This is a genomic window from Nocardia sp. NPDC058705 (assembly GCF_042749305.1).
GTDB lineage: Bacteria > Actinomycetota > Actinomycetes > Mycobacteriales > Mycobacteriaceae > Nocardia.
This window is the reverse complement of record NZ_JBHYRN010000007.1, coordinates 182,612-204,100: the sequence shown is the minus strand read 5'-3', so window position 1 is coordinate 204,100 and position 21,489 is coordinate 182,612. Positions and strand designations below refer to the sequence as shown.

The window sequence follows — 21,489 nt, the reverse complement described above, 5'->3', positions numbered from 1 at the left end:
TCCGACAGGTGAGGAACGCTAACGACAGCATATGAACACGCAGTTACCGGACCGTGACCATGCTCGGTCGTCTCGCGCATATCCAAGATTTCGCCGACTATCCACTTTCCGGGCGAAATCGCCCAAAAGCCGCGTTAGAGTAGCGACGGGAAGCGGAGCGAGGAGTGTGTTGGTGTCCATCGGGAAATTGGTGTCGTTCGACGGTTCACGGGGTTTCGGGTTCATCCGGCCCGACGACGGCGGGCCCGATGTGTTCGTCCACGTCAACGACATCGGCCTCGACGAAGACGAACTGCGTCAGGGTCGTTTGTTCGAATTCGATGTGACCGAAGGTGATCGGGGCCCCAAGGCGATCAACCTGACCGGAGTCGGTCAGCCCGCTGCGGCGCCGAAGACTCGCAAGTCCGGCGACCAGCTCGGCCCCGACGAGCTGCGTCAGCAGATCACCGAGCTGCTGCTGGAAGCCTCCCCCGCGCTCACCGCGGCCGAGATCATCACCATCCGCGACCGGTTCACCACTTTCGCCGACGAGCACGGCTGGCTCGACAGCTGACCTCGCGCCTGCCGGGCGAATTGCCCGTCAGCGCATAAACTCCGGCCTGATCCGGTGCGCGGCTCGCGCACCGGAACCGCTCAGGCAGAGGAGCTCCGGTGTCGCGATCCGGTTTCACCCGCTGGCTGCTCGACGGCACCGAGGAGCCCGCTCACGCGCAACTGCCAGGGCCGATGCGCGCGGTCGAGCACGCCGAACCGCATCAGCGATCCTGGTGGCGGGTGATGTGCCTGACCGGTGTCGACTATTTCTCCACCCTCGGCTACCAGCCCGGCATCGCCGCTGTCGCCGCGGGCGTCCTCTCCCCGCTGGCCACGCTGGTCCTGGTGCTGCTGACCTTGCTCGGCGCGCTGCCGGTGTATCGCAGGGTAGCGCGGGAGAGTCCCGATGGTGGCGGCTCGCTGGCGATGTTCGCCGATATTCTGCCGCGCTGGTCGGGCAAGCTGTTCATTCTGGTGCTGCTCGGGTTCGCGGCGACCGACTTCGTCATCACGATGACGCTGTCGGCGGCCGACGGCGCCGCGCACATCGTGGAGAACCCGTTCACGCCGGCGAGCTGGCACGACGAGCGACTGATCATCACGTTGGTGTTGCTCGCGCTGCTCGCCGCGGTGTTCCTGAAGGGGTTCGCCGAAGCGATCGGCATCTCGGTGGTGCTGGTGGCCGTCTACCTGACGCTCAACGCGATCGTCGGCGCGGTCGGGCTGTGGCATGTGTTCACCGCGCCCGGCCTGGTCGTCGACTGGACGCACGCGATGACAACCGAGCACGGCAACATCTGGCTGATGGTCGGCGTCGCGCTGCTGGTGTTTCCGAAACTGGCGCTCGGTCTGTCCGGCTTCGAGACCGGGGTTGCGGTGATGCCGCTGATCAAAGGCGCACCGGGCGACACGCCGACCAATCCGCGTGGCCGGATCATCGGCGCCCGCAAATTGCTCACCACCGCCGCGCTGATCATGAGCGTGTTCCTGCTCGTATCCAGTTTCATCACCGTGGTGCTGATTCCCGAGCACGAGTTCCAGTCCGGCGGCTCGGCCAACGGGCGCGCGCTGGCCTACCTCGCGCACGAGTATCTCGGCAACGGTTTCGGCACCGTCTACGACATCGCGACCATCGCGATCCTGTGGTTCGCCGGTGCGTCGGCGCTGGCCGGGCTGCTGAATCTGGTGCCGCGCTATCTGCCGCGCTACGGCATGGCGCCGGAATGGGCGCGGGCGGTGCGCCCGCTGGTGCTGGTGTTCGCGGTGATCGCGTTCGGGATCACCTGGTACTTCGACGCCGACGTCGACGCACAGGGCGCCGCCTACGCGACCGGCGTGCTGGTGCTGATCACCTCGGCCGCGGTCGCGGTGACGCTGTCGGCGTATCGGGCTCGCGAGCGCGCCAAGGTGATCGGGTTCGCGCTGGTCACGATCGTGTTCACCTACACCACGGTGCTCAATGTCATCGAACGGCCCGAGGGCGTGCATCTCGCGTCGTTGTTCATCCTGGCGGTGATCGTGGTGTCGCTGGCTTCGCGGGTGCATCGCGCGTTCGAATTGCGGGCGATCGAAGTGAGCTTCAGTGCCGACGCCGGCGCGCTCATCGATGCGGCGGCCGCGACGGGTGTCATCCGGATCGTCACCCATGACATCGATGACCGCCGACCCGAGGAATACGACGAGAAGGAGCGCGTGCAGCGCTGGGAGAGCCACATCCCGGCCACCGATTCCATCCTGTTCCTCGAGGTGGTCGTCGCAGACGCGTCCGAATTCAGTACCGATCTGCGGGTGAGCGCGGTCGAGGTGGGCCGCCACCACATTCTCAGCGTCGAGGCCACCGCCGTACCCAACTCGGTGGCGGCCATCCTGTTCGCGATCCGCGACCGAACGGGGCTGGAACCGCACGTGTATTTCGAATGGACCGAAGGCAATCCGATCGTCAATCTGCTGCGGTTCCTGTTCGTCGGCGAAGGTGAAGTCGCACCGGTGACCAGGGAGATCATCCGCCGTGCCGAACCGGATCCGGCACGTCGACCGCACGTGCACGTGGACAGCTAGTCGCGACACAGTCGATGTCCGCGCACCTGTCGGTGGCTCGTCCTACGATCGCCTCACACACCGATGAATCGGGCGTGCTCGCATCGTCGATACGGGTGAACACACCCGCGAGGAGGATCGGATGGATCTACCGGTGATGCCGCCAGTGCGTCCCATGCTGGCCAAGTCGACGCCGTCGATGCCGCGCGAACCCGGGTTCAGCTACGAGCCGAAATGGGACGGCTTCCGCTGCATCGTGTTCCGCGACGGCGACGAGATCGAACTCGGGTCCCGCAACGATCGCCCGCTCACCCGCTATTTTCCCGAACTGGCCGAGCTGCTCAAAGCCGCGCTGCCGCCACGCTGTGTGGTGGACGGGGAGATCGTGGTCGTCACCGACCACGGCCTCGATTTCGACACCTTGCAGCAGCGGTTGCATCCGGCCGCCTCGCGGGTGAACAAGCTCGCGGCGGAAACACCGGCCAGTTTCGTCGCCTTCGATCTGCTCGCGCTCGGCGATCGCGACCTCACGACTGAACCGTTCGCACAGCGGCGCCGCGAGCTCGAATCGTTGCTCGAGGCCGCGCCCGGCCGGATCCATCTCACGCCGATCACCTCTGATCCCGACGTGGCGCAGGACTGGTTCACCCGATTCGAGGGCGCCGGTTTCGACGGTGTGATGGCCAAGTCCGACGAGCTGGCGTATCTGCAGGACAAGCGGGTGATGCTCAAGATCAAGCACGAACGCACCGCCGATTGTGTGGTCGCGGGATATCGCATGCACAAGGACGGCGAGGGCGTCGGTTCGCTGCTGCTCGGTCTGTTCGACGACGAGGGCAACCTGCATCACGTCGGGGTGGCGTCGAGTTTCACGGCGGCTCGACGTCGCGACCTACTGGACGAGCTGGCGCCGTTGCGCGAGAACGCCCTCGACGACCATCCGTGGCGCGACTGGGCCGATGCCGCCGCCCAGGCCAACGCCGACGGCAAGATGCCCGGCGGGCAGAGTCGCTGGAGCGGCGGCAAGGACCTGTCGTGGGAACCGTTACGGCCCGAGCTGGTCGCCGAGGTCCGCTACGAGCACGTGCAGTCGGGGCGCTTCCGGCACGGCGGCCGCCTTGCCCGGTTCCGGGCCGACCGCACCCCGGATTCGTGCACCTACGCCCAACTCGACGAAGTCGCGCCCGCCGAACTCGACGCGATCTTCGGAGCAGGCCGATGAGCGCCGCGGTGGAACTCGACATCGACGGCCGCGCGCTGACCATCAGCAATCCCGACAAGGTCTACTTCACCAAACGCGGTGAGACCAAGCTCGATCTGGTCAACTACTACCGGGCCGTCGCCGAACCACTGCTCGGCGTGATCGGTGGCCGTCCGCTGCTGCTGGAACGTTATCCCGATGGGGCGTCGGGGAAGTCGTGGTTCCAGAAACGGGTGCCGAAGTCGGCGCCGGACTGGTTGCAGACCGTCGAGGTGTCCACCCCGAACGGCACCACCAGCGACGCTCTCGTCGCCCACGATCTCGCGCACATCCTGTGGGCGGTGAACCAGGGCTGCCTCGGTTTTCACGTATGGCCCAATCACGTCCCGGATCTGCGGATCGCCGATGAGCTGCGGATCGATCTCGATCCCTCGCCCGGCATCTCGTTCGATGATCTGCGTTCCGCGGCGGTGCGCACGCGCGAGCTGCTGGCCGAACTCGGCATCGACTCGTCGGTCAAGACCTCGGGTTCGCGTGGCCTGCACCTTTATTCGGCGCTCGAGCCCAGATGGGACGGCTACGAGGTGCGGGCGGCCGCGGTGGCGCTGGCCAGAGAACTCGAACGCCGGTACCCCGAGGAGATCACCGCGCAGTGGTGGAAAGAGGAGCGCGGCTCGCGGGTGTTCATCGACTACAACCAGAACGCACCGCACAAAACCGTGTTCGGTGCCTGGTCGGTGCGGCCGAAGGTCGGCGGTCAGGTGTCGACGCCGATCGCCTGGGCCGAACTCGCCACCGTCGTCCCCGACGAACTCACCCTCGCCACCGTGCCCGCACGCCTTGCCGAATCAGGTGATCCGTGGGCGAACCGGGCACCGCAGTCGATCGAACGGCTTCTCGAGATGTCAGAACGCGATATGGCTGCGGGACTGATGGACGCACCGTGGCCACCGCAGTATCCGAAGATGCCGAACGAGCCGCCGCGCGTGCAACCGAGTCGAGCGAAGAAGGACTGAGCCCTACTCGCTGGTCCAGGGCGACCAGACCGCGGCACTGCCCTTGCCCTCGCACACGAGCGCGTGATTGTCGGAGGTGCGGCCCGACTTGTCCACCGAAGGATCGCATTTCGCCCCCGCGGTGTAGTACGACCCCGACACCCGGAACGGCCCCGACCAGGCATAACCCTTCGCTCCCCGCAGGCACAGCAATGTTGCACCGTCTGCCGCGACACCGAGCAGGCCCGCCTTCTCCGCGGCGCACTCCGTGCCCTTCTCGACGACAGTCGCCTTTTCCACGGAACTCGTCACCGGCACGGTCTCGGTGGCCGTCGGCGTGCTGTGGGAGGTGACCGATACCGGCAGCGGTGTCGTGGTCACCGACTGCGACTGCGCCAGCGCCGGCACGGACACATCGAGCCCGCCGAACACCGCGAGCCCGATCGCGACCGCGACCGCCGCCTCGGAGATGCCGAGCAGCAAGGCCAGCACCGCGATCCCCCGCCCACGCGGATGCCCGAACGACAACAGCCCGAACACGATCGCGATCGGGAACAGCACCACCAGCGCGGCGGCGAGCGCCACCATCGCGTACGGATTCACGCGCGGCTGATCCCGGCCCCGACCCCCGACCGCACCGTCAGCGCTCACCTGTGGCCACCGTTGGCCGTCCCACCGCCGATCATCGGCTTCATGCTCGGGGTCGTCATCCCATTCCTCGTACCGTGCCATCAACCCCGGGTCCCTCTCCGATCTCCCCGGGCGCACAACTAAACAGGTGCGACGCCGGGTTACGCGACGAGAATAGGGACTCGGAGCCCGCTATGACAGCTCAAACGCGAAATAGGGTCACAGTGACATAACGTGCGATCCTGCCACCACCCACCCAGTAACGAACCGGCAAACATCTTTGCACCTCCTGCCGAAACAGGTTCATGCTGATCACCACGTGAACCACTGCGCGCACCCCGAGCTCGCGAGGAGGACTCCATGTCCCACAGCACGTCTCCGGCAGACCGGCCCTGGCATGCCCAGGCCGGCGATCTCCTGGCCGACGATTACAACGTCCCCGGCATCATCATGTGCGCGATCGGCGTCGTCGGCCTTGCCTGCACCCTCGTCGCGGCGGGCACCGAGCACACCGGATGGGCCATCGTGGCCGCGACACTGACGCTGTTCTTCCTCGGCGGCGGTGTCGGCGCGCTGATGTTCGAGCATCACCGCGAGAAGAAGATCGAACAGGCGCTCGGCCGCACCGGCCACGCGCCGGGCCATGCCGGGCCGCAGCGCTACAGTGCCGCCGACGTCGCGATGCGACACTCGGGACGCGCGCTCGATTCCTAGCGGTCGCCCGCCACCGGCTCGGTGGTCAGCACGCTGGGAATCGTCACGGTGATCATCGTGAGCAAGGTGTCGGCCAGCAGCTGATGCACCTGTGCGCGGGTGAGCGTGGCGCGGGTGATCCATTCGCGTCCGGCGACTTTGACCAGGCCCGCGTAGGCGAGGACCAGCGCACGCAACGACGCACTGTCTGCCAGATCGGCACGGCCGATCATCACCAGCATGCGTTCGGCGGCGGCATCGTCGGCCTGGTCGAGGATCTGCTGCACCTCGGGGTCGTCCCCGACGCCCTCGTGGCTGGTGACCTTCACCCAGGTGGTGCCGTGTTCGGCGATGGTGTCGAGGAGCCAGCCCACGATCGCGTCGACCCGCTCGCCCGCTGTGCCGTCGGGAATCGACACTTTGTCCTGACGGGGCAGTGTCACCATGCGCCGCACGACCGCCAGATACAGGTCGCGTTTGTTGCCGAAGTAGTGGTTGATCAGGCCGCGCGCCACTCCCGCACGCTGGGCCAGTTCCGCGGTCGACACCGCCGCGTAGGGCCGCTCACCGAACATGTCGATGGCACAGGCCAGGATCTGCGCGCGTCGCTCGTCGGGTTCGAGCCTGCGCCTGCGCGGCGCGTCTGCGGTGTCGGTGTCCAGCGGGGAAATCGCGGTGCTCCGTCGAGGTCGATAGCCGTCGCGCGGTTGCGGCGACGGTCCATCACGATACCCAGCGGGTCGCTCGCGCGGCCAATGCGACAATAGATGTCGTCCACCGCTGTCGCACGAAGGAATGTCGCACTCCCCGATGACCGAGAACATGATCGATCCGGATGAGTTGGCGACCTGTCTGCGGGTGCTGGAGCGTGCCGGGCAGTTGGAGAAGGAACACCCCGATTCCATCGCCGTGCAGCGCGCGGTCGGGCACATGTTCAAAAAGCTCAAGCACCGCCGCCGCATCGAGGCGAGGGAGCAGATCTCCTCGAACGACCGCGCGGTCATCGCCGCGACGGCGACCGGGTCCCCGCAGCGCATCGACGACGAGACCGCGGGCATCCCGATCAGCTCGGCCACCTCCGGCGCGAGCGCGGGCACCCTGCTCAAGGCGCGCCCCTGCTACATCTGCAAGCAGAAGTACACCCAGGTCGACGCGTTCTACCACCAGCTCTGCCCCGAGTGCGCCGCCTCGAGCCACACCAAGCGCGACGCCCGCACCGACCTGTCCGGCAAGCGCGCCCTGCTCACCGGTGGCCGCGCCAAGATCGGCATGTACATCGCGTTGCGCCTGCTGCGCGACGGTGCGCACACCACCATCACCACCCGCTTCCCCAACGACGCGATCCGTCGCTTCGCTGCGATGGAGGACAGCGCCGACTGGTTGCACCGGCTGCGCATCGTCGGCATCGACCTGCGTGACCCCGCCCAGGTCGTGGCGCTGGCCGACGACGTCGCCGCGCAGGGCCCCCTCGACATCCTGATCAACAACGCGGCCCAGACCGTGCGCCGATCGGCCGGTGCCTACAGCGCCCTGGTCGACGCCGAGACCGCGCCGCTGCCCGCGGGCGTCATGCCGGAGATGGTCACCTTCGGTAAGACCATGCAGGCCCACCCGACCGCGCTCACCGCCTCGCTCACGCCGTCGCTGTCGGCCGTCGATGTGGCCGAACTCGCGTTGGTCGCCGGTTCGGCCACCCCGGAACGGATCGCGGCGGGCGTGGCCATCGATGCCGGTGGTCTCGTCCCCGATCTCGCGCACACCAACAGCTGGGTGCAGACCGTCGGCGAGGTGGAGGCCACCGAGCTGCTCGAAGTGCAGCTGTGCAATTCGGTCGCGCCGTTCATCCTGGTGTCGCGGTTGCGTCCGGCGCTGGCCGCCGCGGCGGGCAGGCGCAAGTACGTGGTGAACGTCTCCGCGATGGAAGGCCAGTTCGGCCGCGGCTACAAGGGCCCGGGGCATCCGCACACGAATATGGCCAAGGCCGCGCTGAACATGCTCACCCGCACCAGCGCGCTGGAGATGTTCGAGGCCGACTCGATCCTGATGACCGCGGTCGATACGGGCTGGATCACCGACGAGCGCCCGCATTTCACGAAGGTCCGCCTCGCCGAGGAGGGCTTCCACGCCCCCCTTGATCTCGTCGACGGCGCCGCCCGCGTCTACGACCCGATCGTGCAGGGTGAGGCCGGTATCGACCTGTACGGCTGCTTCCTGAAGGATTACCGGCCTTCGCCCTGGTGACCCAAGCGATGCCGAACCGGAATCATGATCATGATTCCGACTCGGGGAACTGGTACATATCCTGAATAGGTGCCGTTCCGGGTGTTGGCCGATGTTCTCGCCGTCACCCACGTCGCGTTCATCGCGTACGTGGTCGCCGGTGGTTTCCTCGCGTGGCGGTGGCCTCGCACCATCGGCCTGCACGCGCTGGCCGTGGCGTGGGGTTTCGGCACCGTCCTGATCGGGTTCCACTGCCCGCTGACTTTCGCCGAGAACTGGGCGCGCAGGCAGGCGGGGGTGAGTGAGCTACCAGAAGCCGGCTTCATCGATTACTACCTGACCGGGGTGATCTACCCCGACAGCGCGGTCGGCCTGGTCCGCGCGCTCGCCGCGCTGGCGGTGCTCGTGTCGTGGCTGGGCTACGCGCGCTTGCACCAGCGCCGACTCAGTTCACGTGCCGCGTGATCTCCTGCGCCACCGCGGCGTGCTGTTCGTCGAGGTAGAAGTGTCCGCCGCTGAAGGTGCGCAGGCTGAACGGCCCGTCGGTGACCGCACGCCACTGTTCGGCCTGTGCCACGGTGGTCGTCGGGTCCTCGGTACTCACCAGCGCGACGACCGGGCAGCTCAGTAGCGGTCCCGGCTGGTGCCGATAGGTTTCGACCGCCTGGTAGTCGGCGCGGACGGCGGGCAGCACGAGATCGGCCAGTCCCGGTTCGGTGCGCAGCAGCCGCACCGGTGCCGGGTCGTTCGCGAGCCGTTCGAGGTCGTCGATGAGGGCGGCATCCGATGCCTGGTGCAGGCGGGCTGTTTCGACGAATTCCGGTGCGGGACGGCCGGATACGACAAGCGCGTGCACCGGTTGTCCGGCGGCGGCAAGGCGCAGCGCGGTCTCGTAGGCCACGGTCGCGCCCATGCTGTGCCCGAACAGCACACGGCCCGCTCCCGGCTGACGCGCGAGATCCGCGGCGATCCGGTCGGCGAGCACACGCAGGTCGGTGATCGTCGCATCGTCGAGGCGGTCCTGCCTGCCGGGATACTGCACCGCCGTCACTTCGATGCCCGCGCCGATGTGCCGGGCCAGCTCCCGATAGAAGGTCGCCGATCCCCCGCCCGGCGGAAAACACGTCAGCCGCCCACCTGCCGCCGTGCCCGGTCGCAGGATCCGAACCCACTCCGTCGCAGCCGTATTCACGCCCACATCACACTCCTCACCGTCATCACCGCAACTAGGCTGATCGGTGTGACCACCGCGCAGCAGCTCGTCCACGCCTACGAGACGGGACTCGGAATCCCGCCGTCGGGCGAGGCCGACGTGCCGGACCCCGATGCGCGACTGGCGGCCACCCTACCGGTGTGGGCGCTCGCGGCGGGCTCGGTCGCGGCGGCGAGTGCGGCCGCCAACCGGGTTCGGGCCGCGCAGGGCCTGTCCACCCGTGCGATCCACCTCGATGCCGACCGGGTCAGCGCGGCATTCAGCAGCGAGCGACTGTTCCGCCGCGACGGCAACGCACCGTCGGCCTTCGCCGAGTTCTCGGGCTTCTTCCGCACCGCCGACGGCTGGGTTCGTACGCATGCCAACTACCCGCATCATCGCGAGCGGATCCTGCGGGCCCTCGAGCTGTCGGCCGACAGCGACGCCGCCCAGCTCAGCGCCCGGCTGTCCGCGATGAAGGGCGCCGAGGTCGAAGACGCGGCCGCCGCGGCCGGTGCGATCGCAGCCCGGGTTCGCGCCGAGGACGAGTGGGCGAGCAGTCCGATGGGCCGTGCCGCTGCCGTCGGCCCACTGGTCGCGATGAACGTGCGCGAGGACCGCCGGTCGGCCACCGCTGCGCCCGACCCGGCGAGCGACGACCACCGATCCAACACCAGTACGGCGCCAGCAGCCGGGCACGGGCCGGATCGACTCGGCATCGCCGTCCCGTCGACAGCGCCCACCACCGACCGACCGCTGACCGGTATTCGCGTCCTCGACCTCACCCGCGTCCTAGCGGGCCCGGTCGCCACCCGAACGCTGGCCCTGCTCGGCGCCGACGTCCTGCGCATCGACCCACCGCAGCTCCCCGAGATCGACTGGCAGTTCGCCGATACCTGCCAGGGCAAACGTTCCACTCTGCTCGACCTGCGCACCGACCTCGCCACCTTCGAGGATCTCCTCGCCGCGGCGGACGTGCTCGTCACCGGATATCGCCCGGGCGCGCTGGCCGCAGCCGGTGTGCACCGCGGTCCCGGTTTGATCGAGGCCTCCGTCTCCGCATGGGGGACGAGCGGACCGTGGGGTGATCGTCGTGGTTTCGACAGCATCGTCCAAGCGGCATCCGGTATTTCGCTTCTCGAAGGCACACCGGACCATCCCGGCGCACTACCTGCCCAGGCTCTCGACCACAGTTCGGGCTATCTTTTGGCCGCGAGTGTCATGGATGCCCTGCTGGCTCGCGCGGCCGACGGCTTCGGCCGAACGGTCCGGGTTTCCTTGGCCCGCACCGCATCCTGGCTGCTGGCCGCCGACGACCGCTCCCCCGCACACCCCGTCGCGACGCCGCCCGACCCGGGATCGACCGTTACGCACAGCGAATTGGTCACAGCCGCACCGGCATTCGCCGACTACGACGACTTCCGCTGGCCCGCACCACCTTACGGTTCGGCGCAGCCGTTCTGGGTGGAAGCACCCGACCACTACCACCCCGCGTGACCAGCCCCGGTCACTTCCCCGCCAGCGCCCGCACCGCCGTCGCGAGCTGATCGCCGTCGGCGGCCACCGCCCCCGGATCCAGCAACCACAGGATCGCGAGTCCCTGCGCGAGCACGAAGTACATTCGCCCGATCACGGCGGCTTGCTCCGGGTCGAGTTCGGGATGGGCCGCGGCGACATTGGCCGCGAGGTCGGTGTACGCACCGGCGAGTTGGTCACCCAACTGGGCCCGCGCGTCGTCGGAGCGCACGATCCGCACGATGTTTTCCAGGCTGGCCAGCATCGCCTCGTGATTGTCCGCGAACACCGCGGGCATCCCGTTCCACAGCTGAGCCAGCCCCTCCATGGGTGACTTCCCGGCACCCGCGGCGATCAGCTCGTTCATCGCCTCGCCCATGGAGTCGCCGAGCGCCTCGCTCAACGCCTCGGTGACGAGGCGGTCCTTCGACCCGAAGTGGTAGCCGATCGCGGCCAGGCTCACTCCCGCCGCGGCGGCGATATCGCGCGCGGTCGTCTTCGCGACCCCACGCTCCAGGATCACTTTGCGCGCCCCCGCCAGAAGATCTTCTCTGTTACCCATGCTCAGCAGCCTACCCGAGCGTCTAAGACATTTGTTCTAGACATCCGTGTCAACCTCTGTTAGACATATGTCTAAGACATTCGTACATCAGACGGGATGCACCATCATGAGCACCACCAGCCCCCTGCACGTTCTCGTTTCCGGCGGCGGTATCGCGGGCAACGCGGTCGCACTCCAGCTGCTGCGCAACGGCATTCGGACCACCGTCGTCGAGCGCGCATCGGTCCCCCGCCCCGGTGGCCAGGCCGTCGATCTGCGTGGCCCGAGCAAGGAGGCCGCCGAGCGAATGGGTCTGATGGCGGGCATCGCGAAGTATCAGCTCGACGAGCGCGGGATGTCCTACATCGACGACGACGGCAAGATCTACGCCCGGATGGCGATGGAGGACTTCGACGGGCAGGGCGCTGTCGCCGAAATCGAGATCACCCGCGGTGACCTGAACCAGGTACTCCTGGATGCGGTGGCGGCCGCCGACGACGGTCAGCTCGATTACCGCTACGGCGAGTGGATCGACAAGGTCGTTCAGGACGACACCGGCGTGGACGTCACCTTCGCCTCCGGTGGCGCCGAGCGATTCGACCTGGTGATCGGCGCCGACGGCGTGCACTCGGCGACGCGGCGACTCGTCTTCGGACCCGAGGAGCAGTTCAGCACCAACCTCGGTGGCTACGGCGCGTTCTTCACCATGCCGAAGCCGGCCGATGTCGAGCCCGGCTGGTTCAGCATGCGCTTGATTCCCGGCGCCATGCTCGGTATCCGGCCCGACGCCGACCCGAGCACGGCCAAAGCGATCATCACGGTCCGCACCGAGGTCGACCCCGCGCTGCGCCGCGATGTCGACGCCCAGCGCGCACTCATCAGGAAGGCCATCGCCGATGCGGGCTGGCATGCCCCTGCCATCCTCGCGGCGATGGATTCCACGCCCGACTTCTATTTCGACGAGGTCGCCCGCGTCGATGTGCCGAAACTGTCGGTCGGCCGGGTCACGCTGATCGGCGACGCGGGCTATTGCGGTTCCCCGCTGAGCGGCATGGGCACCGCGATGGCCATTGTCGGCGCCTACATCCTGGCCGCCGAGATCGCCGCCACCCCGGACGATCTCGCCGACGCGCAGCAGCGCTACCAGGACAAGATCTTGCCGTTCCTCGACAAGGCCAAGGAGATCCCCGGCGGTGGGATGGCGATGATGATCCCCAAGTCCCCGCTGTTGACGCGGCTGGCCAAGACCAGTGTGCGGCTCATGATGTCGCGGCCGATGCGCCCGCTCACCAAGAAGGTCTTCTTCGGCCACACCGAGGAATTCACCCTCCCGACCTACTGATCGACCCGCCGACCGGCCGCGCGGGCCCGCGGCTACCCTCGATGACGTGCCGCAGAAGATCATCCTCGACGTCGATACCGGGATCGATGACTCCCTGGCCATCCTCTACCTGCTGGCCTCCGACGAGGCCGAGATCATCGGCATCGCCGCCACCGCGGGCAACGTCGACGGGGCGCAGGTCGCGGCCAACACCTTGGCGATGCTCGACCTCGGCCGGGCACCCGAGATCGAGGTGGCACTCGGCGCAGCCGAACCCCTGGCCATTCCCTTGCGCACCACTGAGGACACCCACGGCCCGCAGGGCCTCGGGTACGCCGAACTGCCCGTCTCACCGCGTTCACTGTCGTCGCGGTCGGCGGCTCAGCTCTGGGTGGACCTGGTTCGCGCGAACCCCGGCGAGGTGACCGGCCTGTGCACCGGTCCGCTGACCAATCTCGCGCTGGCCCTGCGGATCGAACCCGAACTGCCGCGTCTGCTGCACCGCCTGGTCATCATGGGCGGCGCGTACAACCACCCCGGCAACACGACACCCACCAACGAGTGGAACATCCACGTCGACCCCGAAGCGGCCAAGGAGGTCTTCGACGCCTTCTCCGCCGCCCCACCGGAGCGCAGGCCCCTGGTCTGCGCTCTCGACATCACCGAGTCCATCGAGATGCTCCCCGAACACCTGGAACAGCTCGCGCACGCGGCACACAGCACACCGGTCGAGCAGGTGAGCGCGGGCGATACCCCCGAATTCCGTTCGGCGGCAAGCAATCCGATCATCCGCTATCTCACCGACGCGGTGCGGTTCTACTTCGACTTCCACCACCAGTACGACCTCGGCTATCTCGCGCACATGCACGACCCGTTCGCCGCCGCGGTCGCGCTGGACCCCGCCCTGGCGATCACCCGCCCTGCCACCGTCGACGTGGAGCTGGCGGGCACCATCACCCGCGCCACCACGGTCGCCGACTGGGCGGGCATGTGGGGCCGCGAACCCAACGCCGACATCGTGATCGACACCGACCCCGCCGTGTTCTTCGAACGCCTCGTCACCCGCGTCGGCGCCATGGCCCGCCGCCTCTACCCGGAGCCGTCATGACCGTAGACACCGTCGCCTACCTCGCCGATTTCCGCACCCGATACGACCTGCCCGCGATCGTCGACGTGCACACCCACTTCATGCCCGACCAGGTGATGCGCAAGGTGTGGGCCTATTTCGACGCCGCCGGGCCGCTCACCGGCCGACCGTGGCCGATCACCTACCGCGACGACGAACAGGTGCGCCTGAAGACCTTGCGCGACTTCGGCGTTCGCGCCTTCACCTCGCTGGTGTACCCGCACAAGCCGGGCATGGGCGAGTGGCTCAACTCCTGGACCGCCGAATTCGCCGCCCGCACCCCCGACTGTCTACACACCGCCACCTTCTACCCCGAGCCGGACGCACCCCGCTATGTGCGCGCGGCGATCGAGGCGGGCGCGCGAGTCTTCAAGGTACACATCCAAGTCGGCGCGTTCTCACCTCTGGGCCCCCTGCTCGACCCCGTGTGGGCGATCCTCGCCGAATCGGGCACCCCCGTTCTCATCCATTGCGGATCCGGTCCCGCGCCCGGCGAATTCACCGGTCCCGCCCCGATTGCCGAACTGCTGCACCGCTTTCCGACTCTGCGCTTGATCATCGCCCATATGGGCACCCCGGAATACAGCGAATTCCTCGACCTGGCCGAGCGGTACCCTCAGCTGTATCTCGACACCACGATGGTCTGGACCGATTTCAGCGAAGGTGGCGCGCCCTATCCCCCGGAGGAACGCGACCGGCTGATCCGGTTCGGTGATCGCATTCTCTTCGGCAGCGATTTCCCCAATATCCCCTACCCCTACGCCGAGGCGATCAACGCGCTCGAGCGATTGGAACTCGGCACCGAGTGGATTCGCAATGTGTGCCACAACAACGCGGTTACCCTCTTCGACCTCTGAGGAGATGTATCCCCACGGCCACTTCGACGAATCATCTTGCCGCGACGGTGAATCGGGCACGCCGATGGACAGGCTGCTCCGCCTCGTCGAGCAGCGCGACCGCGAAGTCCTCCATGGAGATCGACGACACGCCCTTCGAGTCGACAAGCAACTCGTCGGCCCCGACCCGGTAATCACCCGTGCGTGTCCCGGGGATCAGTTCCGCGGGCGGGCTCAGATAGGTCCAGTCCGCCGCCGTATCCGCCCGGCACGCCGCGAGTTGATCGGTGCAGGCCTGCGCGATCGCGGCGAGTTCGGCCGGAAAATCCGAGGTTTCGCTCAGTGATGCCCCGGTACCGGGGACCATCAGCGTCGCCGCACCACCGACGACCAGCAGTCGCACGCCGCCGCGAGCGACACCGTCGAGCATCGCCGCCGCGACGACAGGAAGTTCGGACTCGCGCCCCACCGCGGGCCTGGTCGCCGAGATCACGAGATCGTGCCCGGCACTGATTCTTTCGACGTCGTCCACCTTGCTCGCGTCACCGATCCGCAACCCCACGCCGTCCGGCACCGGCACCGCGCGACGCGACACCGCGGTCACCTCGTGCCCGCGCGACACCGCTTCGGCCACCACCCGACTCCCGACGGCCCCGCCAGCCCCGAACACCGCGATCCGCATGATCAGCGGCCGATGACCTCGGCCGCGTAGACCGCGAGGCGGACCCGGTTGTCGGTGCCGGTCTTCCCGAGCAGGTTGGCGACGTGGGTTTTGACGGTGCTCACGCCGAGGTGGAGCCGGTCGGCGATCTCTTGGTTGCCGTACCCCTCGGCGACCAGGCGCAGGACGTCGAGTTCGCGCGGTGTCAGGTCCGGCACGGGGACCGGTGTCGACGGCGCCGCTAGTGCCCGGTCGACCAGGCGACGCAGCAGTGCGGGCGAGAACAGCAGGTCGCCCTCCACCGTGCGCCGGATGGCGTCGAGCAGCACGGTGGGCTCGGTGTCCTTGACGAAATAGCCCGCAGCCCCGGCGGAGAGCGCGGGGAACAGGTGTTCGTCGTCGTCGAAGGTGGTGAGCACGAGCACTTTCGCGCGCGGCGACGACGCGAGGATCTGCTGGGTCGCGGCCACACCGTCGAGGCCGGGCATCCGCAGGTCCATGACGACGAGGTCGGGGACGAGTTCGGCGTAGAGCCGCACCGCTTCGACACCGTTGGATGCCTCCCCGACGACGGTGAGGTCGGTGGTGTCCTCGATGAGCATCCGCAGGCCCGCGCGCACGAGGCGCTGGTCGTCGACGAGTAGCACCGTGATCACGACAGTTCCTCCGCTCGCGTGCTGTCGGGCAGCCATGCCCGCACCACCCAGTTCCGCTCCTCGGCGCCGACGGTGAGTGTTCCCCCGGCGAGTTCGGCCCGTTCTCGCATGCCGACGATGCCGTGTCCCGGCGGCGCCACCGTCTCGCGCCCGCCGTTGACGACCTCGAGTTCGATGCCGCCGTCGTGCCGGTGGACCCGGAACCGCACGGGCACACCACGATCGGCGTGTTTCATCACGTTCGTCAGCGATTCCTGCACCAACCGCAACAACGTGAGCCTGCTGATGGCGTCGAGCCGGTCGAGGTCGGTTTCCAGGGTTGCCGTCACGGTGAACCCGGCGGCGCGCACCCGGGTGAGCGCGGCCGTGATCTCGGTCGCGACCGCGTCGGCCTCGACCATGGCGACGGTGCCGAGCGCCGGATCACGCAGCGCGGCGAGCAGTCGGCGGATATCGGCGAGCGCGTCGGCCGCCGTGGCGCGCACATCGTCGAGAACGGTCACGACGCGCGGATCCGCCTCGCGCACAACATGTCCGGCCACCGAAATCCGCAGAATGATCGAAGCCATGTGGTGGGCGACCACATCGTGGAGTTCTCTGGCCAGCGCGGCGCGTTCGTCGAGCCGGGTCCGCGCCTGCGCCTCGACGGCGCGGATTCGCAGGTTCTCCGCCAGGTCGCGCTGTCCGCGCAGATACAGCCCGAGCAGCAACGGCAGTCCCACATACGCGGCGGCCTCGACGAGCGTGGACGCCCGACCGACCGAGTTGTCGTGCACTCCGACCCGTCCGAGCGCGACCGCGCCCGCCCATCCCGCCGTCGCCACGGCCACGATCGACCACCGATGCGTGCGCGCCACCACATCGACCAGGGCCACCGCCCCGAGGTAGGGCACCAGGCCCGACACACCCCAGGCGTCGGTCCGCAGCATCGGCACCGCCAGTGCCGACAGCGCGAGCGAGACCGCTAAGGGCCATCGCGAGCCGGCCAGGAACACCACCCCGGCTGTCATCGCCAGTACCCAGTAGTGCGGTGGCACGCGGTACTGGTCCGGGTAGGTGCTGGCCAGCAGCAGGACCGGGATCAGCACCAGCGGCAGCCACCGCAACAGCCCGCGCCAGTCGCGATGTGTGTCGATCACGTCCTCACGGTAGGTGACGGACGGGCGCTAGCACGCGATCGGCGCGGCCGCAAGGGTCGCGCGGGTGGAATCAGGGCGCTGGGGTCCGGCTGTTCGGCGGAGTCGACGCGGACCTGGGCCCGCGAGGCTGGAGGTTCCCCCAGACAAGGAGTGCACGTTGGTCTCGCGACGAGGTTTTCTCACCGGGCTCGCCCTGGCACCGGTGGTGTACGCGGCGGGTTGTTCGATCCGCACCTCGGCACCCGGTTCGGCCGGTTCCGCGGCGACGCGGCCGCTGCCGATCCCCCCGTTGGCCCCGTCGACGGTCGGTTCCGACGGTGTCCGGCGGTTCACCCTGCGGGTCCAGACAGGCGTCACCGAGATGGTCCGCGGCTCCGCGACCCCGACCTGGGGTTTCAGCGGTTCGGTCCTCGGCCCTACCGTGCGGGCCCGCCGCGGCGAGAAGGTCGCGTTCACCATCACCAACGACCTCCCCGAGCCCACGTCGGTGCACTGGCACGGCATGCACCTGCCCGCGAAGTTCGACGGCGGCCCGCATCAGATGATCGCGACGGGTGCGACGTGGGAACCGACGTGGACGATCCAGCAGCAGGCCGCGACGCTCTGGTATCACCCGCATCCGCACGGCGCCACCGAAAAGCACGTCAACCGGGGGCTTTCGGGTCTGTTCCTGATCGATGACGACGAGGCGAATGCCCTCGATCTGCCGAAAGACTATGGTATCGACGACATTCCGCTGGTAGTCCAGGACCGCCGCTTCAACGCGGACGGCACTCTCAACGAAACCGACACCACCGACATGGGTCTGCTCGGTGACACGATCATCACCAACGGCATTTCCGACGCCCACCTGCCCGTCACCACCGAGCGGGTCCGGTTGCGCATTCTCAACGGTTCGTCGGGCCGCCTGTACAACCTGGCCTTCGCAGATGGCAGAGAGTTCCAGCTCATCGCCAGCGACGGCGGATTACTCACGAAACCCGTTGCCCTGAACACGATTCAACTCAGTCCCGGCGAACGTGCCGAACTGGTGGTGACCATGCGCGCGGGCGAGAACGTCACGTTACGGTCCCTACCGATCACCGAACGGCGCGGCTTCGACAATGTCGCCGAATACGGTTTCGACGACACCTTCGACATCCTGACACTGCGTGCCACCGACTCGCTGCGCACCTCGGCAGCCGTTCCCGCGGCCCTGATCCCGATGCGCGCGCTCGCCGCCGCGAACACCGCGCCGACCCGCGCGTTCGAACTGCAGTGGTTCATGATCAACAACCGCCGCATGGACATGAACCGCATCGACATGACGATCCCCGTCGACACCACCGAGGTCTGGACCGTCCGCAACAAGGACAACTGGCCGCACAACTTCCACGTCCACGACGTCCAGTTCCAGATTCTGGCCATCGACGGAAAGCCCCCTCCCCCAGCCCTTTCCGGCTGGAAGGACACCGTGTACACCACTCTCGACGCCACCTACACCCTGGCCATGCACTTCGCCGACCACACCGATCCCACCTACCCGTACATGTTCCACTGCCACCTGCTCCACCACGAGGACAAGGGCATGATGGGCCAATTCCTGGTTCTGGCCCCGGGACAGCAACCCGCTCCCATGCAGATGGACATGACCGCGCAGCCGGGTATGGGCGGCATGGGCCACCACTGATGGAATTCGATGCGCTAGCGATTCATAGATCGCGGTTGTGACTACAGTCGAGTCATGGGCATCGAGTGTTCTGACATCGTCGCCACACCCAGGGCCGACGTCTTCGCCTGGTTCGCTCGCCGTGGCGCCTTCACACGCCTGGCGCCACCGTGGCAGCCGGTCACCCTCCTCTCCGAGGCCGATTCACTGGCCACCGGGCGAGCGGTGCTCGGCCTGCCCGGCGGACTGCGCTGGGTCGCGCGGCACGACCCCGAGCAGTATCGACCGCCGCAGCGGTTCGCCGACGCCGTCGCGGCGGACGGACCAGCCTCGTTGCCGGTCGCCCGGCTATTGCCGTGGCACCACGTCCACGAGTTCGCCGAGATCGACGACACGCACACCCGCGTGATCGATCGGGTGCGGACACCGATTCCGGAGTCGGTGTTGCGGCCGATGTTCGACTACCGCTACCGCCAGCTGACGAACGATCTGGCCGCCCACCTGCGCGCGGCGGAGTCCGGCTGGCAGTCGGCGACGATCGCGATGACCGGCGCGTCGGGCCTGGTCGGCTCCGCGCTGAGCGCCTTCCTCAGCACCGGCGGGCACCGGGTGGTGCGTTTGGTCCGCCATGCACCACGTCATCCCGACGAACGACAATGGGACCCCGCCGCGCCCGCCGCCGACCTGCTCGCCGACGTCGACGCCGTCGTGCATCTGGCCGGGGAGTCCATCGCCGGACGGTTCACCGCCGCGCATCGACGAGCGATCGCCGACAGCCGGATCGAGCCGACCCGGCGGCTGGCCGAGCTCGCCGCCGCCTCGGGGGTCGACGCCTTCGTGTGCGCTTCGGCCATCGGCTACTACGGATACGACCGCGGCGACCAGACGCTGACCGAGCAGTCCGAGCGTGGTGACGGGTTCCTGGCCGAGGTGGTCGAGCAGTGGGAGGACGCCTGCGAACCCGCCGCGGTGGGTGGCGTCCGCGTGGTACGGGTGCGTACCGGCATCGTGCAGTCTCCGCGCGGCGGCACCCTGCGGTTGCTGCGACCGTTGTTCAGCGCCGGGCTCGGTGGGCGGATCGGGGACGGCCGACAATGGTTGTCGTGGATCGGTATCGACGATCTCGTCGATGTCTACCACCGCGCGCTGTGGGACGACACCCTGCGTGGACCGGTCAATGCTGTTGCGCCACAGGCAGTTCGCAACAGCGAGTACACCCGGGTGCTGGCGCGAGTGCTGCATCGCCCGGCACTGCTGCCGGTCCCCGGCTTCGGTCCCGCGATACTGCTGGGCAGGCAGGGTGCGCGCGAACTCGCCGAGGCGAGTCAGCGGGTGACGCCGACCCGGTTGATGAAAGCCGGGCACACCTTTCGAACCGAGGGGCTGGAGCAGACGCTGCGCCACCTGCTCGGGCGAACCGGGAGCTGACCACGCCGGTCGGCGCAGGCGAACGGTGCACGTTCATCGACTTCGAGTCGACCGTTCGCGCAACGCATCGCCTATGCATTGCGCGAAGACGGCCCCGCCTGATCTCGCACCGCCGGGAACGCGACTACACAGGTGCAAACGCACTGCGCCCGAAGGCATTCAGCGCAGTGCGTCGACCGCGGCCGCCAGGCTACCGATCCGCTCGACCGTGTCGGGCAGCATCACGACATCCCATCCCGGCCCGCCGACGAGCACCCGTGCACCGGCTCCTGCGCAAGCCAGCACCGCCGAAGTCAACGCGGTCGACTCACGTTGCGACCACAGCAGCACCGAGGCCTCGTCCGAATGCCGGGCGAGCGCATCGGACAACGCGACGGTCGGCACGTCGGCACCCAGCATGCGCGCACCGACCCCGGCCTGCGCCAACGCCGCACGCAGCACATCGAGTGGGAGCGAATGCGTTTCGCCGCTCGTGCACGCGAGCAACACGGGCGCACTGCTGCGCGCCGGTTTCACCTGCTGCACGACCGCCGCGATCGACCACGACAGCAGGTGCTCGACGTCGATACATCCCTCACCGGCGCCCTGCCGCGCGACGATGTCGGTGAATGCCGGGCGGCACAAGGTCTCCCAGGTCTGCACGACGCCATGAGCCCGCACGTGGGCGTCCAGCAGGACGCAGACGGTGGTGGTGTCCAGCGCGAACGCCGCATCGAGTAGGCCGACGCGGTCACCGAGGACCGGTACGGGCCCACGCGCCGCCGCGGCTGCCCCCGCAGGACTCGCGCCGCCGCCGATCAACTCGAGCATGTGCTCGAGCACAGCGATATCGGTGCCGGAGTAGAGGCGATGGCGCCCGGGCCGGTCCTGTGCCGGGCCGATGCCGTAGCGGCGATTCCAGCTGCGCAGGGTCGCGGTCGGGATGCCGAGACGGTCGGCCACCGCGCGCACCGTGAATCCGGCCGCGGCGGATTCGGGAGCAGAACCGGCGGGCATCGTTTCATTCTGCCCGGAATGCCCTCACAGGGGCGTCACGACCCGGCCCGCGCGCGTCGGCAACCCGCCGATGCCGAGGGACCACCGAACCATGTCATGCATCGCTAGTGCATCGTTTGA

21 protein-coding genes are annotated in these 21,489 nt (G+C 68.1%); 13 read left to right on the top strand and 8 right to left on the bottom strand.

From position 1 onward, the window contains the following. The first annotated feature begins 166 nt into the window (after positions 1-166). From ACFW6D_RS12255 to ligD, 4 genes are all read left to right on the top strand, one after another. On the top strand, positions 167-553 hold the full coding sequence (locus tag ACFW6D_RS12255) for a cold shock domain-containing protein (RefSeq protein ID WP_379327475.1): 387 nt from the start codon (positions 167-169) through the stop codon (positions 551-553). 173 nt (positions 554-726) lie between these two features. Beyond that, entirely contained in the window at positions 727-2,592 is a 1,866-nt protein-coding gene (locus ACFW6D_RS12250; protein WP_379327568.1) for an amino acid transporter, read from the top strand. Positions 2,593-2,713: 121 nt separating this feature from the next. Continuing rightward, entirely contained in the window at positions 2,714-3,793 is a 1,080-nt protein-coding gene (locus ACFW6D_RS12245; protein WP_379327473.1) for an ATP-dependent DNA ligase, read from the top strand. Beyond that, positions 3,790-4,788, top strand: coding sequence for a non-homologous end-joining DNA ligase (gene ligD / locus ACFW6D_RS12240; RefSeq protein ID WP_379327471.1), 999 nt, complete (start codon positions 3,790-3,792; stop codon positions 4,786-4,788). Before ACFW6D_RS12245 ends, ligD begins: the two co-directional genes overlap by 4 nt. 3 nt (positions 4,789-4,791) lie before the next feature. On the opposite strand, the gene ACFW6D_RS12235 is transcribed toward ligD, so the two are convergent. Further along, positions 4,792-5,499, bottom strand: coding sequence for a hypothetical protein (locus ACFW6D_RS12235; protein WP_379327469.1), 708 nt, complete (start codon positions 5,497-5,499; stop codon positions 4,792-4,794). A gap of 258 nt (positions 5,500-5,757) precedes the next feature. Between ACFW6D_RS12235 and ACFW6D_RS12230 the strand changes: the two genes are divergently transcribed. Further along, positions 5,758-6,111 carry a hypothetical protein gene (locus tag ACFW6D_RS12230; RefSeq protein WP_379327467.1) on the top strand — a complete coding sequence of 118 codons (354 nt, stop codon included), beginning with the start codon at positions 5,758-5,760 and terminating at the stop codon, positions 6,109-6,111. On the opposite strand, the gene ACFW6D_RS12225 is transcribed toward ACFW6D_RS12230, so the two are convergent. Next, entirely contained in the window at positions 6,108-6,914 is an 807-nt protein-coding gene (locus ACFW6D_RS12225) for a TetR/AcrR family transcriptional regulator (protein WP_379327465.1), read from the bottom strand. The two genes, ACFW6D_RS12230 and ACFW6D_RS12225, sit on opposite strands and share 4 nt — an antisense overlap. Here ACFW6D_RS12225 and ACFW6D_RS12220 point away from each other — a divergent pair. Together ACFW6D_RS12220 and ACFW6D_RS12215 are read left to right on the top strand one after the other, a co-directional pair. Beyond that, a complete protein-coding gene (locus ACFW6D_RS12220; RefSeq protein ID WP_379327463.1) occupies positions 6,901-8,331 on the top strand; it encodes an SDR family NAD(P)-dependent oxidoreductase in 1,431 nt (476 codons plus the stop codon). The genes ACFW6D_RS12225 and ACFW6D_RS12220 overlap by 14 nt on opposite strands. Before the next feature lie 69 nt (positions 8,332-8,400). Then, positions 8,401-8,775 (top strand): DUF2784 domain-containing protein, encoded by a 375-nt coding sequence (locus tag ACFW6D_RS12215; RefSeq protein WP_379327461.1) that lies wholly within the window; start codon positions 8,401-8,403, stop codon positions 8,773-8,775. Here the strand turns inward: ACFW6D_RS12215 and ACFW6D_RS12210 are convergent. Next, entirely contained in the window at positions 8,756-9,502 is a 747-nt protein-coding gene (locus tag ACFW6D_RS12210; RefSeq protein ID WP_379327459.1) for a thioesterase II family protein, read from the bottom strand. The two genes, ACFW6D_RS12215 and ACFW6D_RS12210, sit on opposite strands and share 20 nt — an antisense overlap. A 48-nt stretch (positions 9,503-9,550) precedes the next feature. Between ACFW6D_RS12210 and ACFW6D_RS12205 the strand changes: the two genes are divergently transcribed. Then, positions 9,551-10,999, top strand: coding sequence for a CoA transferase (locus ACFW6D_RS12205; RefSeq protein WP_379327457.1), 1,449 nt, complete (start codon positions 9,551-9,553; stop codon positions 10,997-10,999). Between the two features lie 10 nt (positions 11,000-11,009). Here the strand turns inward: ACFW6D_RS12205 and ACFW6D_RS12200 are convergent, their stop codons facing one another. Next, entirely contained in the window at positions 11,010-11,579 is a 570-nt protein-coding gene (locus ACFW6D_RS12200; protein WP_379327455.1) for a TetR/AcrR family transcriptional regulator, read from the bottom strand. 106 nt (positions 11,580-11,685) lie between these two features. Between ACFW6D_RS12200 and ACFW6D_RS12195 the strand changes: the two genes are divergently transcribed. From ACFW6D_RS12195 to ACFW6D_RS12185, 3 genes are read left to right on the top strand one after another with little or no spacing between them, the layout of a single operon-like run. Further along, entirely contained in the window at positions 11,686-12,900 is a 1,215-nt protein-coding gene (locus ACFW6D_RS12195; protein ID WP_379327453.1) for an FAD-dependent monooxygenase, read from the top strand. Between the two features lie 46 nt (positions 12,901-12,946). Further along, entirely contained in the window at positions 12,947-13,987 is a 1,041-nt protein-coding gene (locus ACFW6D_RS12190) for a nucleoside hydrolase (RefSeq protein WP_379327451.1), read from the top strand. Beyond that, on the top strand, positions 13,984-14,862 hold the full coding sequence (locus ACFW6D_RS12185; protein ID WP_379327449.1) for an amidohydrolase family protein: 879 nt from the start codon (positions 13,984-13,986) through the stop codon (positions 14,860-14,862). Before ACFW6D_RS12190 ends, ACFW6D_RS12185 begins: the two co-directional genes overlap by 4 nt. Positions 14,863-14,893: 31 nt before the next feature. Here the strand turns inward: ACFW6D_RS12185 and ACFW6D_RS12180 are convergent, their stop codons facing one another. The 3 genes from ACFW6D_RS12180 to ACFW6D_RS12170 are packed head-to-tail and all read right to left on the bottom strand — an operon-like array spanning position 14,894 to position 17,297. Continuing rightward, positions 14,894-15,523 (bottom strand): NAD(P)-dependent oxidoreductase, encoded by a 630-nt coding sequence (locus tag ACFW6D_RS12180; RefSeq protein WP_379327447.1) that lies wholly within the window; start codon positions 15,521-15,523, stop codon positions 14,894-14,896. A 2-nt stretch (positions 15,524-15,525) separates the two neighbouring features. Then, the gene (locus ACFW6D_RS12175) at positions 15,526-16,158 is read right to left on the bottom strand and encodes a response regulator (protein WP_379327445.1); all 633 of its coding nucleotides are present in this window, start codon (positions 16,156-16,158) and stop codon (positions 15,526-15,528) included. Beyond that, positions 16,155-17,297: a sensor histidine kinase gene (locus ACFW6D_RS12170; RefSeq protein WP_379327443.1), complete on the bottom strand. Its 1,143-nt coding sequence runs from the start codon at positions 17,295-17,297 to the stop codon at positions 16,155-16,157. Before ACFW6D_RS12170 ends, ACFW6D_RS12175 begins: the two co-directional genes overlap by 4 nt. 157 nt (positions 17,298-17,454) lie before the next feature. Here ACFW6D_RS12170 and ACFW6D_RS12165 point away from each other — a divergent pair, with 157 nt between their 5' ends. Next, positions 17,455-18,966 (top strand): multicopper oxidase family protein, encoded by a 1,512-nt coding sequence (locus ACFW6D_RS12165; protein WP_379327441.1) that lies wholly within the window; start codon positions 17,455-17,457, stop codon positions 18,964-18,966. 54 nt (positions 18,967-19,020) lie between these two features. Beyond that, the gene (locus ACFW6D_RS12160) at positions 19,021-20,373 is read left to right on the top strand and encodes a TIGR01777 family oxidoreductase (RefSeq protein WP_379327439.1); all 1,353 of its coding nucleotides are present in this window, start codon (positions 19,021-19,023) and stop codon (positions 20,371-20,373) included. A 159-nt stretch (positions 20,374-20,532) separates the two neighbouring features. Here ACFW6D_RS12160 and ACFW6D_RS12155 read toward each other — a convergent pair whose 3' ends face one another. Next, complete coding sequence (locus ACFW6D_RS12155; protein WP_379327437.1) at positions 20,533-21,369, bottom strand: MerR family transcriptional regulator; 837 nt, start codon at positions 21,367-21,369, stop codon at positions 20,533-20,535. Positions 21,370-21,489: the final 120 nt, after the last annotated feature.

What these genes read in the sequence shown, in the direction of transcription:
- ACFW6D_RS12250 (WP_379327568.1), top strand. Translation starts at nt 727, where the DNA reads ATGCGCGCGGTCGAGCACGCCGAACCGCATCAGCGATCCTGGTGGCGG.
- ACFW6D_RS12245 (WP_379327473.1), top strand. Translation starts at nt 2,714, where the DNA reads ATGGATCTACCGGTGATGCCGCCAGTGCGTCCCATGCTGGCCAAGTCG.
- ligD (WP_379327471.1), top strand. Translation starts at nt 3,790, where the DNA reads ATGAGCGCCGCGGTGGAACTCGACATCGACGGCCGCGCGCTGACCATC.
- ACFW6D_RS12235 (WP_379327469.1), bottom strand. Translation starts at nt 5,499, where the DNA reads ATGGCACGGTACGAGGAATGGGATGACGACCCCGAGCATGAAGCCGAT.
- ACFW6D_RS12230 (WP_379327467.1), top strand. Translation starts at nt 5,758, where the DNA reads ATGTCCCACAGCACGTCTCCGGCAGACCGGCCCTGGCATGCCCAGGCC.
- ACFW6D_RS12220 (WP_379327463.1), top strand. Translation starts at nt 6,901, where the DNA reads ATGACCGAGAACATGATCGATCCGGATGAGTTGGCGACCTGTCTGCGG.
- ACFW6D_RS12225 (WP_379327465.1), bottom strand. Translation starts at nt 6,914, where the DNA reads ATGTTCTCGGTCATCGGGGAGTGCGACATTCCTTCGTGCGACAGCGGT.
- ACFW6D_RS12200 (WP_379327455.1), bottom strand. Translation starts at nt 11,579, where the DNA reads ATGGGTAACAGAGAAGATCTTCTGGCGGGGGCGCGCAAAGTGATCCTG.
- ACFW6D_RS12195 (WP_379327453.1), top strand. Translation starts at nt 11,686, where the DNA reads ATGAGCACCACCAGCCCCCTGCACGTTCTCGTTTCCGGCGGCGGTATC.
- ACFW6D_RS12185 (WP_379327449.1), top strand. Translation starts at nt 13,984, where the DNA reads ATGACCGTAGACACCGTCGCCTACCTCGCCGATTTCCGCACCCGATAC.
- ACFW6D_RS12180 (WP_379327447.1), bottom strand. Translation starts at nt 15,523, where the DNA reads ATGCGGATCGCGGTGTTCGGGGCTGGCGGGGCCGTCGGGAGTCGGGTG.
- ACFW6D_RS12160 (WP_379327439.1), top strand. Translation starts at nt 19,021, where the DNA reads ATGGGCATCGAGTGTTCTGACATCGTCGCCACACCCAGGGCCGACGTC.
- ACFW6D_RS12155 (WP_379327437.1), bottom strand. Translation starts at nt 21,369, where the DNA reads ATGCCCGCCGGTTCTGCTCCCGAATCCGCCGCGGCCGGATTCACGGTG.